Source organism: Paenibacillus sp. XP01 (assembly GCF_057364885.1).
Genome location: NZ_CP139481.1, coordinates 6,503,583 through 6,519,394, shown reverse-complemented (window position 1 = coordinate 6,519,394; position 15,812 = coordinate 6,503,583). Strand labels below are relative to the sequence as shown.

General features: G+C 53.2%; 14 protein-coding genes. 8 read left to right on the top strand and 6 right to left on the bottom strand.

All coding sequences use genetic code 11. From position 1 onward, the window contains the following. Positions 1-153: 153 nt before the first annotated feature. The 3 genes from SNR34_RS29360 to SNR34_RS29350 all read right to left on the bottom strand — a co-directional run bounded on the left by SNR34_RS29360 (position 154) and on the right by SNR34_RS29350 (position 1,822). On the bottom strand, positions 154-663 hold the full coding sequence (locus SNR34_RS29360; RefSeq protein WP_339275120.1) for an AbrB/MazE/SpoVT family DNA-binding domain-containing protein: 510 nt from the start codon (positions 661-663) through the stop codon (positions 154-156). Between the two features lie 110 nt (positions 664-773). After that, complete coding sequence (locus tag SNR34_RS29355) at positions 774-1,454, bottom strand: CidB/LrgB family autolysis modulator (RefSeq protein ID WP_236413267.1); 681 nt, start codon at positions 1,452-1,454, stop codon at positions 774-776. Continuing rightward, positions 1,451-1,822 (bottom strand): CidA/LrgA family protein, encoded by a 372-nt coding sequence (locus SNR34_RS29350; protein WP_236413266.1) that lies wholly within the window; start codon positions 1,820-1,822, stop codon positions 1,451-1,453. Before SNR34_RS29350 ends, SNR34_RS29355 begins: the two co-directional genes overlap by 4 nt. 166 nt (positions 1,823-1,988) lie before the next feature. On the opposite strand from SNR34_RS29350, the gene cidR reads away from it, so the two are divergent. The 4 genes from cidR (at position 1,989) to SNR34_RS29330 (ending at position 5,332) form a co-directional block, all read left to right on the top strand. Beyond that, positions 1,989-2,870 carry a cidABC operon transcriptional activator CidR gene (cidR, locus tag SNR34_RS29345; protein ID WP_339275119.1) on the top strand — a complete coding sequence of 294 codons (882 nt, stop codon included), beginning with the start codon at positions 1,989-1,991 and terminating at the stop codon, positions 2,868-2,870. Between the two features lie 61 nt (positions 2,871-2,931). Further along, on the top strand, positions 2,932-3,789 hold the full coding sequence (locus tag SNR34_RS29340) for a carbon-nitrogen hydrolase family protein (RefSeq protein WP_236413264.1): 858 nt from the start codon (positions 2,932-2,934) through the stop codon (positions 3,787-3,789). A gap of 35 nt (positions 3,790-3,824) precedes the next feature. Beyond that, positions 3,825-4,514, top strand: a complete 690-nt coding sequence (locus SNR34_RS29335; protein WP_486180762.1) for a GNAT family N-acetyltransferase — start codon at positions 3,825-3,827, stop codon at positions 4,512-4,514. Between the two features lie 146 nt (positions 4,515-4,660). Further along, a complete protein-coding gene (locus SNR34_RS29330) occupies positions 4,661-5,332 on the top strand; it encodes a GNAT family N-acetyltransferase (protein ID WP_343261823.1) in 672 nt (223 codons plus the stop codon). Between the two features lie 352 nt (positions 5,333-5,684). On the opposite strand, the gene SNR34_RS29325 is transcribed toward SNR34_RS29330, so the two are convergent. After that, on the bottom strand, positions 5,685-7,691 hold the full coding sequence (locus tag SNR34_RS29325; RefSeq protein WP_486182530.1) for an LTA synthase family protein: 2,007 nt from the start codon (positions 7,689-7,691) through the stop codon (positions 5,685-5,687). Positions 7,692-8,096: 405 nt separating this feature from the next. Here SNR34_RS29325 and SNR34_RS29320 point away from each other — a divergent pair, with 405 nt between their 5' ends. From SNR34_RS29320 to SNR34_RS29310, 3 genes are all read left to right on the top strand, one after another. After that, positions 8,097-10,442: a helicase C-terminal domain-containing protein gene (locus tag SNR34_RS29320; RefSeq protein WP_486180761.1), complete on the top strand. Its 2,346-nt coding sequence runs from the start codon at positions 8,097-8,099 to the stop codon at positions 10,440-10,442. 105 nt (positions 10,443-10,547) lie between these two features. Continuing rightward, complete coding sequence (locus SNR34_RS29315; RefSeq protein WP_486180760.1) at positions 10,548-12,026, top strand: alpha-amylase; 1,479 nt, start codon at positions 10,548-10,550, stop codon at positions 12,024-12,026. A gap of 209 nt (positions 12,027-12,235) precedes the next feature. Continuing rightward, positions 12,236-12,658: a DUF7832 domain-containing protein gene (locus SNR34_RS29310; protein ID WP_486180759.1), complete on the top strand. Its 423-nt coding sequence runs from the start codon at positions 12,236-12,238 to the stop codon at positions 12,656-12,658. 220 nt (positions 12,659-12,878) lie between these two features. Here SNR34_RS29310 and SNR34_RS29305 read toward each other — a convergent pair whose 3' ends face one another. Further along, positions 12,879-13,634, bottom strand: coding sequence for an MBL fold metallo-hydrolase (locus SNR34_RS29305; RefSeq protein WP_486180758.1), 756 nt, complete (start codon positions 13,632-13,634; stop codon positions 12,879-12,881). A gap of 210 nt (positions 13,635-13,844) precedes the next feature. On the opposite strand from SNR34_RS29305, the gene uxaC reads away from it, so the two are divergent. After that, positions 13,845-15,284 carry a glucuronate isomerase gene (gene uxaC, locus SNR34_RS29300; RefSeq protein WP_486180757.1) on the top strand — a complete coding sequence of 480 codons (1,440 nt, stop codon included), beginning with the start codon at positions 13,845-13,847 and terminating at the stop codon, positions 15,282-15,284. A gap of 101 nt (positions 15,285-15,385) precedes the next feature. On the opposite strand, the gene SNR34_RS29295 is transcribed toward uxaC, so the two are convergent. Continuing rightward, positions 15,386-15,568: a hypothetical protein gene (locus tag SNR34_RS29295; RefSeq protein WP_339275106.1), complete on the bottom strand. Its 183-nt coding sequence runs from the start codon at positions 15,566-15,568 to the stop codon at positions 15,386-15,388. Positions 15,569-15,812 lie beyond the last annotated feature (244 nt).

Genomic DNA, 15,812 nt, shown 5'->3' with positions numbered 1-15,812 from the left:
TGACTTTACACTGAAAAAGAGGAACGCCCGAATCCGCGGCAATCCTCTTTTTTTGGCTTGATGCAAAAAAAGAAGAACCCGCATGTTATTCAGGGTTCTCTTGCAACGGGATTCCGGTCACCCGGAAGTCTCCATATGTTTTTGATGTCGCGATTATAGCAGTTTCTTTAATTGGGAGACGCGTCCTTGGCTGATGCCAAGCTTCTCTGCAATTTGCTGCTGGGCCAGGCCGGGATGCTGTTCAACGATTTCTCTCATTTGCTGCAGCATGCGGGCCGTTTTGGGCCGCAGGTCCGGATACTCGTTGCCGGCTTTCTCGTCCGAATCGGATGAAGCGGCTCGGGCGGATTCGGAAGCAGGACGCTCCGCGGATGCAGGAGATTTTTTCGGTTGAGGAACGAACCATTCGGGAGTGTCTTCCGGGTGTTTTAATTGAGTTGCACAGGTCCGGCAGATGAATTGCTCTTTGAAATACATTTCTGTATCCAGGTTTCCGCAAAACACACACAATGTCGATTTGTACTTTCTTAAAATCAACTCTTTCCCTTCAATGAAAAATTCAAGAGGATCGCCGATATGGATTTCCATCGTATCCCGCATTTCTTTGGGAAGGACAATTCGTCCAAGGCGGTCCAGAGATCTCTTCATTCCGGTTCTTTTCATCGCATCTCCCCCGCAATATTAACTTTGAAAACCTGTCCTTATTGTAAGGAAGAAAGGGCTTTATTACAACAATTATATTTCAAAAAAAAGGGATAATTCCATCTATTATATTACGGAAAAATAAGCTTGGAGAGCAGGGGGGCCACTGCCAAGGTGAATAAGGCGGCGAGCACCATGGAGATGCTGGAGATGGTGCCCGTCAGCGAGCTGAATTCGAACGCTTTGGACGTTCCTGTGCCGTGGGCCCCGGTCCCAAGCAGCGTGCCGCGGGCAATTTCGCCTTCGATGCGCAGCATTTTTACGATGGACGGGCCGATGGTGGCGCCGAGCAAGCCGGTCATGATGACAAATACGGCCGTAACGGCCGGAATGCCGCCGATGGTGGCCGAGACGTTCATCGCAATCGGCGTGGTGATCGATCTCGGAATCAGGCTGTGCACAAGCCCGGCGTCGAGGTGCAGCAGCTTGGCCAGCAGGGCCGAGGACAACACCGCGACCACGGAGCCCGTCATGACGCTGAAGACGATCTCCGAGACGTGTTTTTTGAGCACATGGAAAAACGTATATAACGGAACGGCGAAGGCAACGGTAGCCGGTTGAAGCAAAAGGCTCAGCCATTTGCCGCCCATGCTGTACGTTTCATAATTGGTGCCTGTAGCGATGAGCACCAGCGTGACAATCAACGGTGTGATGAGCAGCGGTGACAAATATACTTTGGGCAGACTGCGGTACATGCGTTTGGCGATCCAGTAAATGCCGACCGTGAGCAGCAAGCAAAGAAATCCGATCATCCCGTATGACGCTCCTTTCTTTTGGCGATTCGGCTGGCGACGAGACCCGTGCAGGCCATCACCAGAAACGTGCTTAACAGCACGATGAACAAAATTTGCAATCCGTCCTGTTCCAGCATCGGCACGTAATTCATGATGCCTACGGCCGACGGAATGAAAAACAGCAGCAGCTCGCCCAGGAGCCAGCCCGCGCCAACCTCGATCCAGCGCAGCTTCACGACGCCGGCCTGGAGCAGAAGGAACAGGATCACCATGCCGAGGATCGATCCCGGGACGGGCAGATGGAGAACTCGGGCCAATTGGTCCATCCCGAGCGAGAACACCATGAGCAGCGCAACCTGCACGATGCCAATGCCCCATTTTTTCACGGTAAACCCTCCTTTGAATATGTGAATGAAGAACATGTTTGTTATGAAAAATGAAAGTAATAAAGCTTTGTCATTTCAAATTTTACAGCGACATCTTTCATGAGTAAAATGCATATTAAGAATATTTATCATTCCATTTATCTATGGAAGGGGTGGGCATATTACGATGGATATTCGCCATTTGCAATATTTTCTCGAGGTAGCGAGACAGCAGAGCTTCACCAAGGCGGCAGAAGTGCTGTTCATCACACAGCCCACGATCAGCAAAACGGTAAAAAGCCTGGAGGACGAGCTCGGCGTGACCTTGTTCGATCGTTACGGCAAAAGGGTGGAGTTGACCGATGCGGGCCATGTGTTTTTTCGTCAGGCGCAGGAAATCGAAAAGTCGTTCCGCAGCTTGTCGTCGGAATTGGACGATCTGATGAACCTGAAGAAGGGACATTTGCGCATCGGTCTGCCACCGATGGTGGGATCCAGCTTTTTCCCGATGATTATTGGCGAGTTCCACAAGGCATTTCCCCAAGTGACCATCGAGCTGTTCGAAGATGGCGCGAAAAAAGTGGAGGCCGACGTGATCAGCGGTGCGCTGGATATCGGCGTGGCGGTGCTGCCCACGGTGGACGAGGTGCTCGATCACTTCGTATTCGTGGAGGAAAAGCTGAACCTGCTCGTACATCCTTCCCATCCGCTTGCCGACAAGGGGACGGTTGCGCTGCGCGAACTGGAGCATGATGCTTTCGTGCTGTTCAGGGAGGACTTCGCGCTGCACGACCGGATTATCGCTGCCTGCCAGGGAGCGGGATTCCAGCCGCGCGTCGTCTATGAGAGCTCGCAGTGGGACCTGCTTAGTTCGATGGTGGCTGCCAATTTGGGCGTGGCGCTGCTGCCGGAAACGATCTGCCGCGAGGTGGACCATATGCGCGTGCGGATCATGTCCGTGGAAGAGCCCGTCATTCCTTGGCAGCTGGGCATGATCTGGCGCAAAGATCGTTATCTTTCGTTTGCCGCGAGGGAGTGGATTTCGTTTACGCAGTCGAAGCTGAAATGATTAGGAATATCACGGTTTCATTGGTAAAATGAAATCAGACTATGGTGGAGGTGTTTGTTCGATGAAACTGCGGGTATCCGCTGTGCAATACCATTTGGAAACGATCGGCTCGTTCGAGCAATTTGCTGCTCAGTCCGAGCATTACATACGGGCAGCCAGCGAATTCGGCACTGAATTCGTGCTGTTTCCCGAGTTTTTTACCACGCAGTTAATGTCCATCGGGGATGAGCAGGGGAACGCACTGACCATTGAGGACTTGCCGGATTTCACGGACCAGTATGAACAGTTGTTTACGTCGCTGGCGGCGAAGTATGGCATGCACCTCATCGGGGGAACACATGTCATCCGCCGTGAAGGCAAGCTGTACAACACGGCTCACCTGTTCTATCCGGACGGCCGCATCGCGCGCCAAGCCAAAATCCACATTACACCTACGGAAGTGGATGAATGGAACATGGCGCCTGGCGAAGGGCTTGAGGTGTTCGACACGGATAAAGGCCGGATTGCGATGCTGACTTGTTATGATATTGAATTTCCGGAAATCGTACGCATGGCGAAGGCGAAAGGGGCTGACGTCATTTTCTGCCCATCCTGCACGGATGACCGTCATGGCTTCTATCGCGTCCGTTATACGAGCCACGCGCGTGCGGTGGAGAACCAGGTCTATGTTGTACTCACCGGAACGGTGGGCAGCCTGAAAACGGTTGACTTCATGCGGGCCAATTATGGTCAAGCCGCGATTATTACGCCGAACGACGTGCCGTTTCCGCCGCGCGGCATTTTGGCCGAAGGGGAAATCAATGACGACATGCTCGTAACGGCTGACCTTGATTTGGATCTGCTGTATGAGGTGCGCGAACGCGGTTCGGTTACCACATGGCGCGACCGTCGTACCGATCTGTACACCGATTGGAAATAAACGTGCTTCGATTATGGCAGAAAGGGGGTTCAGCGATGGCTCAGCATGGCTTGTATCGGAAAGAGATGTACATTGCCGGCCCGGATCGGAACGGCAGACTGGCCAAGGCCGTCATTCGCAGCTATGCCGCAGCCGACTTCGACGAGCTGATCCGCATTCAGGCGGAGAGTTTCCCGCCGCCATACCCGGAGGAGCTGCTGTGGAACCATGAGCAGCTCACCAGCCACATTGCGCATTATCCTCACGGAGCCATATGTATCGAAGTGGATGGCGAGCTGGCAGGATCAATGACGTCGCTGCGCATGAACTGGGACCCTGATCACCCGGCGGAGCATACCTGGGCCGAAGTGACGGATGACGGTTATATTCGCAATCATCAGCCGGATGGCAATACGTTATATATCGTCGATCTGTGCGTTCGTCCCAAGTATCGCAAATGGGGGCTGGCCCAGCTTATGATGCAGGCGATGTACCATCTGGTGATCGCTCAAGGGATGGACCGCTTGCTGGGCGCAGGCCGGATGCCGGGGTATCATCTCGTTGCCGGACAGATGTCGGCAGAAGCGTACCTGGAGAGCGTAACCGCGGGAGAGCTTCGCGATCCGGTCGTCTCGTTCCTTTTGCGCTGCGGGCGAATGCCCGTAGGCGTTGCGGCGGACTATTTGGACGACGAGGAGTCCTGCAACTATGCCGCCCTGATGGAGTGGCGCAATCCGTTCAAGTAACGTGCGGCAAAGTACTTTTAAGTCAACGATTCTTGGTTGAATTGGACATTTATACGATAACGATCGGAAGATGTTTCTGACCAAGCAGTGGCTCCGTTTAACAATCATTCATTCAAAATCATGCAAATGATAAGGAGGCCGTCATCATGGAATATCAACGAATTACATCGATTGAAGACCCGCTGTTCGCCCAGATGCACAACCTGATGAAGGAGATTTTCCCGCCTGAGGAAGTGCTGGACTTCCCGCTGTGGAAGGAACCGCTGGAAGACCCGGGCATCCGCGTATTCGTGGCGGTTCATGAAGGACAGGTTGTAGGTGCGACCGAATATCGCTATTACGAGGACTGGAACGTGGCCATGACCGACTTCACGATCATCGGCCGCGAAGGACTTGGCATTGGCGCATTTCTGGCCAACCACCGGAAGCGTGACCTGCAGGCACTCGCTGCAGCGAACGGCAAAGAGCTGTTCGGCATGTTTGCCGAAATCTACAACCCGTACCTGAGCCAGGATCATTCGTTCGGCGGCATTAAACCGATGGACCCTTACGTACGCCGCGAGGTGCTGTCGCACCTCGGATACAAACGGATCGACTTTCCGTATGTTCATCCGTCCTGGCAGGGAGACGGCGAAGCGGTGGGAGGATTGGATCTATGCTTCATGCCTGGCGACGAGGAGCTGGCCGAGCTCCCGGCTAGCCTGGTGTACGATTTCCTGAACCGGTACTATGCCGTACTGCCGAACAAACCGCAGGAATGGCTGGACATGGCGGCCAAGCTGTCGGAACGGGATACGGTGTCCCTGCTGCCGTTGTAATTCATTGTATGAGACGATGAGCAACATAGAGTAACCGTTCTTAACACAAAATAGCCCGCAGAGCAGTCCGTCACCGGACCCGCGTCTGCGGGCTTTCGACATTTCATGAATATATAAACCGCAAAAAACAAACACACGTTAACGAAGAGGCAGAACCAATCTGGAGAAGCAAAGCGTTCTAAAAGCTTTCTGAAAGAAAGCTGCATCGGAAGCATAGGCTTATCACCGGATTTTCCCCTTAGAAAAGGGGAATCCAAAAAATTTGGGGATAACAGCGATCGGAAGATGGTACTGCACTCGCAGTGCCCTAGTGTGAATGATTAGTGCGGTTTATATAGATTGAATAATGGCGTTATTGATCTTGATTTCGGTCCGGGAGCTGGCTCAGATAACTATTGGACAAATGAATGAGTTCCAGTGCCCGTTCATATTGTTCTTTGGTGATGTACGGCGTGGAAGCTGCCGATGAGTTCTCGTCCTGAGCAGTCTCTGCCTGTTGTCCCTCTGTTTGATCCTCCGCTTTTACGGTATCAGCAGCATGAACGTCTTTAGTGTTACCTTCCTCAGCATTGCCATTCACCATCGCCGGAGTGGCTTCATCTTGTGCGGAGTCATCCGCGGCCGGTTTCAGCGCAAGCATGTTTCTCGCCGCAGCTTCTTCCAAAGAATAATGGGTGCCGTCCCCATACCCGGTTTTCGGAATAAACAATGACGCATCGTTCAGCACCGATCCGGAAGGCAAATAATAACGCTCCGGCAGCAGGTTGCCGCCTTCCCTCAGCAGATCTTGCCCGAAGTGCAGCTGATTCTCCAAGGACAAACCCGTCAGTCCGGCGATCGTTGGCAGAATGTCGACCTGGCCGCCGATCTGTCCGAGCTGTGTTCCCGGCGCCACGCCCGGCGAAGAGATGATCAGCGGAATGTTGATCATGTCCGCAGACGTATATTCGCGGCCGTAGATCTCTTTCATGAGCGCTTTGTCGTCTTTGTCGAGCGAGTAGATCGGAAGGCCGAGGTGATCGCCGTATACGACGAGCAGGCTGTTATCCCACAATCCGCGCTGCTTCAGTCCCTCGATGAAAGTCCCCACAGCCTTGTCTGCATAATGCTGGGACACCAGGTAGTTGCCGGGCAGCGTATTTTTGAATCGTTCGGGAAGGGTCATATCGACCTTTCGTTCAGGCAATTCATAAGGATGGTGCGCCGACATAGAGATGACCTGTGCGTAAAAAGGAGATCCTGACGCTTGCATTTCTTCCAGTTTATCCAGCGTTTTGGCGTATAACACCTCATCTGATGCGGAGAAAGCAACCGTGTCCTCCGTTCCGAAATATTTCAAATCATAATAATGGTCGAATCCTAGCGCTTGATACAGCTGATCCCGGTTCCAGAAATGAACGTCATTGGTGTGGAACGTCGCCGTCTGGTAACCGTTTGCCCCCATCAGTCTGGGCAGGCTGGGCAGTTCTTTACTGGCATAGACTGTTGAAGCGGCTCCGTTTGGGGGAATATAAAACGACGTATTCACCACAAATTCGGCATCCGACGTATTTCCCTGTCCCACCTGTTGGTAGAAATTCGGGAAATACAGGCTTTTCCGTGCCAATTCGTTCAAATTCGGAGTCACTTCCTGCCCATCCACTTCCAGTCCGATCAGGAAGTTCTGGAATGACTCCAACTGCAGCACGATGACATTACGACCTTTGGCTGCGCCGGCTTCCACGACGGCAGGCACGCTCGTTGTCTGCTTGAGCTCGTTCACGGCGTTCTGGTCGATCGCCTCCAGCGGGACGGGTTTTTTCGGCCGATCCGCCAGAATCGTAAATGCCTCATACCCGAGAATACCCATCTGTTCAGCCTGGATAAGCTCGTTCATGCTAGCCCGATTGGGATAAATGTTGAGCAAGCAAACGACTAAGGAGAGCACGAGAATGACGGACGCAATCCGTCTCCGGGTACGCTTCTCAAGCGGAATGCGCCCGGGGAGTTCAAGGCCTCCATGCCGGATGCGACGACGGATCAGGATGCCTCCGATGACGATAATATCGGTGAAAATAAACAGATAATACGGATCAAGCAGGGAGAACATGCTGCTCTTCACCGCAGTGACCTGGTTGACTTGCGCCAGGGCATGGTAATTGACGATGACCCCGTAATATTTGTAATACATAATGGCTGCAAAAAAAATGCCGGACAGGAGCAAATCCAATCCGAGGTACGCCCACATGCGCCGTTTAGCCGCAAACCATTCGATCAGGCAGAAGCAGATCCAGATGAGCGGCAATTCGGTCAACAAGGGCTTCCATACCGGAATATCGTCGAAGATCACGATCCAGGCGAGAGAGCTCTTGATCATCATGATCACGGTGAATAAGATGAACGGTCCGCTTAGAAACCGGCCGAGTGAGCTGCGTGACAAAATACCGCCTTCCCTTCCGTTGTTTCATTTACAATTATTATGCTATGTTCAGGCGAGCCGTGTCAAAAAGCACCAAGCATCATCCTGAAACGAATCGAAACGACCCATCTTTGCGGGGTTGGTCAGGAAACGACCAGGTATTGAATAGAGGTACATGAGCTTCTCCCCCTTATTGTGCATTTCTTTATGGTTTACTACTCAAGATAGCTTATGGTAACGCTGATCCAAACCCGGTTTGATGGCTCCTGGCGGACATGGGTGCTGCATTTAAATATGTCCGTAAACATGAAATCAGCCAGTATTTCATGGTAAAGTATAGGGACTATATACGGAACGGGTGATCGCATGACAACTGAAATTCGAATACCGGTAAGACCGTTGGTGGAATATGTATACCGGAGCGGAAGCATTCGTCCCGGCTTTCGTACCAATGCCTCGATGCATGAAGGAACGCGCATTCACCAGCGGGTGCAGAAGGATTATGCGGAGGAAGACCTGAAGGAGGTGTTCCTGGAGGCGAAGCTGCAATACGGCGATTTGGTCTACGTCATCGAAGGGCGCTGCGACGGCTTGATCCGCCTGGATGGGCAGCTGACCGTGGATGAGATCAAATCAACGGCAGGCAATCTGGACGATCTGGGGGAGGGTGCTCCCGTGCATTGGGCTCAAGCCATCATGTACGCTTACATGATAGCCGTCCAGCAGGATGAGCCGCGTATGCAGGTACAGCTTACTTACGTGCATTCGATGAGCAACGAGGAGCGCCGCATGCGGCGCATGCTGGAGCGGGAAGAGCTGGAGCAGTTCGCTGCCGAGGTCATCGCGGGTTACGCGCCGTATGCGGAAATGATGGTTGCCCATGAGCAGAAACGGGATGAGACGGTTCGCGGGCTTGGTTTTCCTTTTCAAAAGTATCGGGAGGGACAGCGAAAGCTGGCCGGGGCGGTATACCAGACGATTCGCGAGGGCAAGGGGTTGATGGCCAAGGCTCCCACAGGGATCGGCAAAACGATGTCCGTCCTCTTCCCGACGGTCAAGGCGATCGGGGAAGGCGAGGCAGGCAGGCTGTTTTATTTGACCGCCAGAACGACGACGCGTGCTACTGCGGAAGAGGCGTTTGCGCGCATGCAGGCACAGGGTCTTCACATGCATGTCATCAGCCTGACCGCCAAGGATAAAATTTGCTTCAAGGAAGAGGAAGCATGCGACGCCGGGCAATGCGGGATGTGCGAAGGCTATTATGACCGGATCAACGGTGCGGTGCTGGACATGCTGGAACACGAGACGTTGATGACGCGCCCGGTGATCGAGCAGTATGCCCGCAAACATCGGGTATGCCCGTTCGAATTCTCGCTGGATGCCGCGTATGCGGCCGATGCGGTGATTTGCGACTACAACTATATTTTCGACCCCCGGATTTCCCTGAAACGCATGCTGGAAGAGCAGAAACGCAAGACGGTTCTGCTCGTGGACGAGGCCCACAATCTGGTGGACCGCGGCAGGATGATGTTTTCGGCCGAACTGGCGAAGTCCGCGTTCTTTGATACCCAGAGCACGTTCAAAGCGCTTGAGGGCAGCTTGCCTGCAGCGAAAGGCATCGCCAGCACGGCGGGTGCGGTGGACAAATACATGGGTACGATTCGCTCGCACGGCGAAAACGCGGGCGAACTGCTGAAAAAGGAGCCTCCCGAAGAGCTGTTCGACCTGCTGGAACCCTTCGTCATGGCAGCGGAGCAGTGCCTGCTTGAGGGTGGAGCGCAGGACGAAGAGGCTCAGGCGCTGCTGCTGGACGCATATTTTGCGTCGCAAAACTTCCTGCGGATCGGCAAGTTGTATGATGAGCGATTCATCACGTATGCCGAATGCGAGCGCAGCGAGGTGCGAATCAGGCTGTTCTGCCTGGACCCTTCGGTGCTGCTGCGTCAGACGGCCAAAGGTTTTCGCTCGGTCGTTCATTTCTCGGCCACGCTGTCGCCGATGGGGTATTACCGCGACATGCTGGGCGCGGGCGAGGACGACTACACGCTGCGGGTACCTTCGCCTTTCCGGCCGGAACAGCTCGACGTCAGGCTGATGCCGCTGTCCGTGCGCTATAAGGACCGGGAGCGCTCCCGAAGACCGATTGCGGGAATGCTGCGACAGCTGGCCGCGGAATGGCCGCGGGGCAATTTACTCGTGTTCTTTCCTTCCTATCCGTACATGCGCGAAGTGTACGACACGTTCATGGAACAACCGGGCAATGTCGACGTCACCATGCAGCGGCAGGGCATGAGCGAGGAGGAGCGTGACCAGTTCCTGAATGCTTTCCAGCCTGATCCGGAACGTACCCGCATCGGCTTCGCCGTTCAAGGCGGTGTTTTTTCCGAAGGCGTCGATCTGCCGGGCGACCGCTTGAACGGCGTCGTTGTAGTGGGTGCGGGTTTGCCGCAGATCGGACTGGAAAACAACGTGCTTCGCGATTATTTTAATGAAACGGGACGCAATGGCTTTAATTACGCCTATATTTTCCCTGGCATGAACAAGGTGCTGCAGGCTGGCGGCAGGCTGATCCGTACGGAGGAAGACACCGGCGTACTGGTTCTCATCGATGACCGGTTTACGCAGGAGCCTTACCGTTCCCTGCTTCCGGAGGAGTGGCAGCATTTCACGCGCATAGCCCCTTCTGCAACTAATTTCTCTTCCAATGATTAAACCATGGGCCGAAAAGGGTATTACTTGGTTAGTTGACAACACGTAGAACTACCGAGCGAGCCGTTTTGCGGTCGGCTTCTGAAGCAATCCCAGGGAGGTTGGTTTATGAAGAGAAATCATACGATGATGCAGTTTTTCGAATGGCATCTGTCCGCAGACGGAAACCACTGGAAAAGGTTGGCCGAGCTGGCCCCCGAGCTGAAGGCGAAGGGAATCGACACGGTGTGGATTCCGCCCGTGACCAAAGCCATATCCAATACGGACACGGGATACGGCGTATACGACCTGTACGATCTTGGCGAATTCGACCAGAAGGGAAGCGTGCGCACGAAATACGGCAGCAAGCAGGAGCTGGTTGATGCCATCGCGGAGTGCCAAAAGAACGGCATCGCCGTTTATGTCGACCTGGTCATGAACCACAAGGCAGGAGCGGACGAAACGGAAGTGTTCAAAGTGATCGAGGTCGATCCGAACGACCGGACGAAGGAAATTTCCAAGCCGTTCGAGATTGAGGGGTGGACCAAGTTCACTTTTCCGGGGCGCGGGGACACGTATTCCTCTTTCAAATGGAACTACGAGCATTTCAACGGCACCGATTACGATGCCAAAGGGAGACGAAGCGGGGTGTTCCGCATTGCCGGGGAGAACAAAACCTGGAACAAAAACGTCGATCGGGAGTTCGGCAACTACGATTATTTAATGTTTGCGAACATCGACTACAACCATCCCGACGTCCGGCGTGAAATGCTGAACTGGGGCCATTGGCTGATCGACACGATTCAGTGCGACGGCTTCCGGCTGGACGCCATCAAACATATCAACCATGAATTCATCCGGGAATTTGCCGGAGAGATGATCCGCAAACGCGGGCAGGATTTTTATATTGTCGGCGAGTTCTGGCACCCGAGTCTGGATGCCTGCCGCAAATTTCTGGATACTGTCGATTACCGGATCGACCTGTTCGACGTATCGCTGCACTACAAGCTGCATGAGGCGTCCCTTCAGGGCCGCAACTTCAATTTATCCTCCATTTTTAACGATACGCTGGTGCAGACGCATCCTACCCATGCCGTTACGTTCGTGGACAACCATGATTCCCAGCCTCACGAAGCGCTGGAATCGTGGGTGGCGGACTGGTTCAAACCGAGCGCTTATGCACTGATCCTGCTGCGTAAGGATGGATATCCGGTTGTGTTTTATGGCGACTATTACGGGATTGGCGGTCCTGAACCGGTGAAAGGCAAAAAGGACATTCTGGATCGTTTGCTGTATGCACGAACCAACAAAGCGTACGGGGAGCAGGTCGATTATTTCGATCATCCGAACACCATCGGCTGGGTAAGAAGGGGAGCGAAGGAGTTCGAGGGCTCCGGCTGCGCGGTGGTTATCTCCAACGGGGACGATGGCGAAAAACGCATGTGCGTAGGGCAGCACCATGCCGGCGAAACGTGGACCGATCTGACACTGAGCCGAAAAGAACAGATTAAGATCGGTCAGGACGGATGGGCCAGTTTCCCCGTTAACGGTGGTGGGCTGTCCGTGTGGGCACTGCCCGACGCGGCTGCGGGTCAGTCTTCGTCTTAATTCCTAATACAAAGCAAGCGGGCACTGTTTCCTGACTGAGTCGGTCTGGGACGGTGCCTTTTTGGATTAAACAAGGCAAATTACAGAGCCGCCCAAGCCGATAATATGACTATGTCAGTGGGGGGCATTTCGGATCGATTCTAATCGGTCTTCCCATGGGTGTTATTTAGGTTTTAAAATGACGATTAGGGAGAAAAGGAGACAGAACAATGACAGTATACGACAAAGCAAAATACCATTATGACGGTGACTTTCCGGCGGAATTGTCCCATGATCAGGCTTATGTGCATATTGGTTTTTTCCTGGGGTGGTTGGTCGATCAGGGACTGTGCAGCAACGAGTTCTTGGATAAATACCGCACCGATGTGGAGGCATTCAAAGCCAGAAAGCTCCTGAGCTCGCAGCTGTGCCGAAAAACGGGGGGTGTACTTGCGGCAGATATGTTGAACGATGAAGGGAATGCTTTTGCCGAGCGTGGGTATGAAAGTTATCTGAGCGACTACCTCTTTTTCGTGAACCATGATGACGCAGAATCGGTCTACCATGTGCCGGACACGTGGGAAAATTACGAGATGATTCGAGAGCAGTTGGATATTTCATATGAAATGTGGCGTGAAAGAAGACAGGGTTGATCCTTTAAAAGTACGCAGCGACTCGTATGCCCTGAACTCCGAGAGCTTGATCTGGAGCAGTTGATCGCCAAGCAGCGGATAGGTTTCAAACAGGTCAATCGGAAGGATACACGCTGCCGGCCGGCAACGGCTAACAGCGGTTCCCTTCCGTTCCCGCTCAAGAGACGTATGAGAACCGCTTTGGCGCGCCGTTGCGTGTTACCCGTTTCAGAAGGGCGCTTTACCCTCTCAGTACAAAGCTTTGAAGCTGTCCGGCCATTTGCAGGTCATGCGCCTGATTGAATGCTGCCCTTTTGCCGGCATCCGCATATTCGTCATGGTAATGCATCAGCACCGTTTTCTGCCGGATCTCGGCTGGCAGCTGCTGCAGATCCTGCAGCGAGGTATGGGATTTAATCACCAGATCGTGCATGTGGCATTCGTGGAAAATCAGCTGCACTTCATCGGCCGTCGCAATCAGCCTGTCCTGATCCAATGTGCTGTCGCCGCTGTAATCAAAGTATCCGCGGGCCAGCAGGCCGTTGCTTATCATGCCCGGCACATGCGCTGTCCGGAACGTTTCGAAGGTGACTCCGCCCAGCTCGAACGTGCCGCCGTCCGGCAGCGGAACGATGTCGTAATAATCATGCAGCGTACGCTCCCCATCCGTCGTATGACGCATGCCGGGAGACAAGATGCTCCATAACGGGTCTACCAATGCTTCGTGGATGTACAGGCGCGGTTTGCGTCCGCTTACGATTTGGGAATAATAACCGAGCAGCTGGACGCCGTTGATATGGTCCTCATGCAGGTGCGTGATAAACACATTTTCGATATCGGTTAAAGGAAAGCCGTATTCTTTCAGCGCCCTGGCGTTCGATTCGGGAAAATCGATGACGAGATGCGTGCCGCCGAATTCGGCCAGCATGCTGTTGTGGTGCTGCTCGAAGCTAAACATGTCCCCCGTGCCGAGAAACGTAACCTTCATCTGTGTCATAACCCTTGATCATCTCCTCTGGATATGAATCTTCAAAACGGCATAAACAGGATAAATTCAGTATACCTTGTCTTTCGGTGGTGTGCCTAAATCAACCTTTTTTGAAATCGTTATCATTTTGTATTGAACTTTCGGGGCAAACAGTGTAGCGTAAAAATGGGAATGAACCCATGTGAACGTAAACTCACCCAAAGGGAGCGTGCGAGGCGAATGAAATCTTTTTTGGATGAACAGTTTTTGCTGCACAACGAAACCGCGGTAAGGTTATACGAGGATTATGCCAAGGATATGCCGATCATCGACTACCACTGCCATCTCAGCCCGCAGGAAATCTACGAAAACAAAACGTTTGCCAACATTACTGAAGCGTGGTTGTACGGCGATCATTATAAATGGCGGCTCATGCGAGCGAACGGCATCGAGGAGAAATACGTGACGGGTGGAGAAGGCGTGACCGATTACGATCGTTTTCTCGCGTATGCCCGGACCGTGCCGATGATGATCGGCAATCCGCTCTATGCCTGGTCGCATCTGGAGCTGCAGCGTTATTTCGGCGTATACGAAATTTTGAATGAGCAGAGCGCCCCGGCGATCTGGGAAAAGGTCAACGCCAAACTGAACGGTCCCGGATTCGGCGCGCGTGACCTGATCACGAAATCGAACGTCTCCGTAGTATGCACCACGGACGATCCGTGCGATTCGTTGGAGTACCATCTGCAAATCAAGGAGATCGAGGGCTTCAATACAAAGGTGCTGCCTTCGTTTCGTCCGGATAAAGGGCTTGAGCTTAACCGCGACACGTTCGTAGACTGGGTAGGCAAACTTTCGCAAGCCTCCGGCACGGCCATTTCCGATTACGATTCGTTCTTGTCCGCCCTGGAATCGCGGGTAGAGTTCTTCCACTCCGTGGGGGGACGCGTATCCGACCATGCCTTGGATTATGTGCCTTACGGTGTGGCGACCCGAGAGGAAGCCGCAGCGATCTTTGCCAAGGCGCTTGCAGGCCATAAGGTCAGCCGGGAAGACGAGGACAAATACAAAACGGTGACGCTGACCTTCCTGGGCAAACTTTACGCCGAGCGCGGCTGGGTCATGCAGTTCCATATCAACGCGGCACGCAACAACAACCGGCGCATGTTCGAACGGTTGGGACCGGATACGGGCTACGACTCCGTAAACGATGCGCCGTTATCTGCGGCCGTGATCGGACTGCTCGATGCGCTCGACCAGCAGAACGCGCTGCCGAAGACGATTCTGTATTCCCTGAATCCGCGCGACAACGAGGTGCTTGCAGCCATCGTCGGCAGCTTCCAGGGCGACGGCGTTCCGGGCAAAATTCAGCTGGGTGCCGCATGGTGGTTCAACGACACCAAAGACGGCATGCTCGCCCAGATGCGAGCGCTGGCGAACGTGGGTCTGCTCAGCCGTTTCGTCGGCATGCTGACCGATTCGCGCAGTTTCTTGTCCTACACGCGGCATGAGTATTTCCGCCGTCTCGTCTGTAACCTGATCGGCGAGTGGGCCGAGCAGGGCGAAGCCCCGCATGATATGGAGCTGCTCGGACGGATGGTGCAAGGCATTGCCCATAACAATGCCGAGCAATACTTCCCGTTCTCCTCGGCTCGCGAAACGATAACGGCTTCGCGCTAATCCTAAAGGAACTTAAAAAACCGCCCCTTTGCGGAGATTGTATGCAGACATCTCGCAGAATGGGGCGGTTTTTATTTTGAAACGGCTGCTTAGCAAGCCATTCACTGCTTGGCATACTTTCTGCGAGGAGAAAAGATGAACAGAAAGGCCGCATAAATCACGGCAAAAATGATGAATTCCAACGTATTTTTATATAAGGCGCTTGATAAGTTGGCGGTGAGATGGAGAAACAGTACGCGCGAGATTACATAAGCGATCAGAAGTAAAATGATGTTTTTCAGCATAGCTAGGTCCTTTCTGTAAGCTCTTCTTTAATTAGACTGGTATCTTTGCATAGCACAAAAATGGGAATTTTAAATCTGATTAAAGGTTATCACAGCAGCCCAGGTATGTAGATTATTCCTTATGAATACGACCGCTAAACGATCGTTTGACATTCGGACTTCATGATAATATACTTAGTACACCTAATTAATTTGATGGCTATTTATTATGTGATCTATTTAATAGATGCCCTAAGAAGGAGGG

What these genes read in the sequence shown, in the direction of transcription:
- SNR34_RS29360 (WP_339275120.1), bottom strand. Translation starts at nt 663, where the DNA reads ATGAAAAGAACCGGAATGAAGAGATCTCTGGACCGCCTTGGACGAATT.
- SNR34_RS29355 (WP_236413267.1), bottom strand. Translation starts at nt 1,454, where the DNA reads ATGATCGGATTTCTTTGCTTGCTGCTCACGGTCGGCATTTACTGGATC.
- cidR (WP_339275119.1), top strand. Translation starts at nt 1,989, where the DNA reads ATGGATATTCGCCATTTGCAATATTTTCTCGAGGTAGCGAGACAGCAG.
- SNR34_RS29340 (WP_236413264.1), top strand. Translation starts at nt 2,932, where the DNA reads ATGAAACTGCGGGTATCCGCTGTGCAATACCATTTGGAAACGATCGGC.
- SNR34_RS29335 (WP_486180762.1), top strand. Translation starts at nt 3,825, where the DNA reads ATGGCTCAGCATGGCTTGTATCGGAAAGAGATGTACATTGCCGGCCCG.
- SNR34_RS29330 (WP_343261823.1), top strand. Translation starts at nt 4,661, where the DNA reads ATGGAATATCAACGAATTACATCGATTGAAGACCCGCTGTTCGCCCAG.
- SNR34_RS29325 (WP_486182530.1), bottom strand. Translation starts at nt 7,691, where the DNA reads ATGATGATCAAGAGCTCTCTCGCCTGGATCGTGATCTTCGACGATATT.
- SNR34_RS29320 (WP_486180761.1), top strand. Translation starts at nt 8,097, where the DNA reads ATGACAACTGAAATTCGAATACCGGTAAGACCGTTGGTGGAATATGTA.
- SNR34_RS29315 (WP_486180760.1), top strand. Translation starts at nt 10,548, where the DNA reads ATGAAGAGAAATCATACGATGATGCAGTTTTTCGAATGGCATCTGTCC.
- SNR34_RS29310 (WP_486180759.1), top strand. Translation starts at nt 12,236, where the DNA reads ATGACAGTATACGACAAAGCAAAATACCATTATGACGGTGACTTTCCG.
- SNR34_RS29305 (WP_486180758.1), bottom strand. Translation starts at nt 13,634, where the DNA reads ATGACACAGATGAAGGTTACGTTTCTCGGCACGGGGGACATGTTTAGC.
- uxaC (WP_486180757.1), top strand. Translation starts at nt 13,845, where the DNA reads ATGAAATCTTTTTTGGATGAACAGTTTTTGCTGCACAACGAAACCGCG.
- SNR34_RS29295 (WP_339275106.1), bottom strand. Translation starts at nt 15,568, where the DNA reads ATGCTGAAAAACATCATTTTACTTCTGATCGCTTATGTAATCTCGCGC.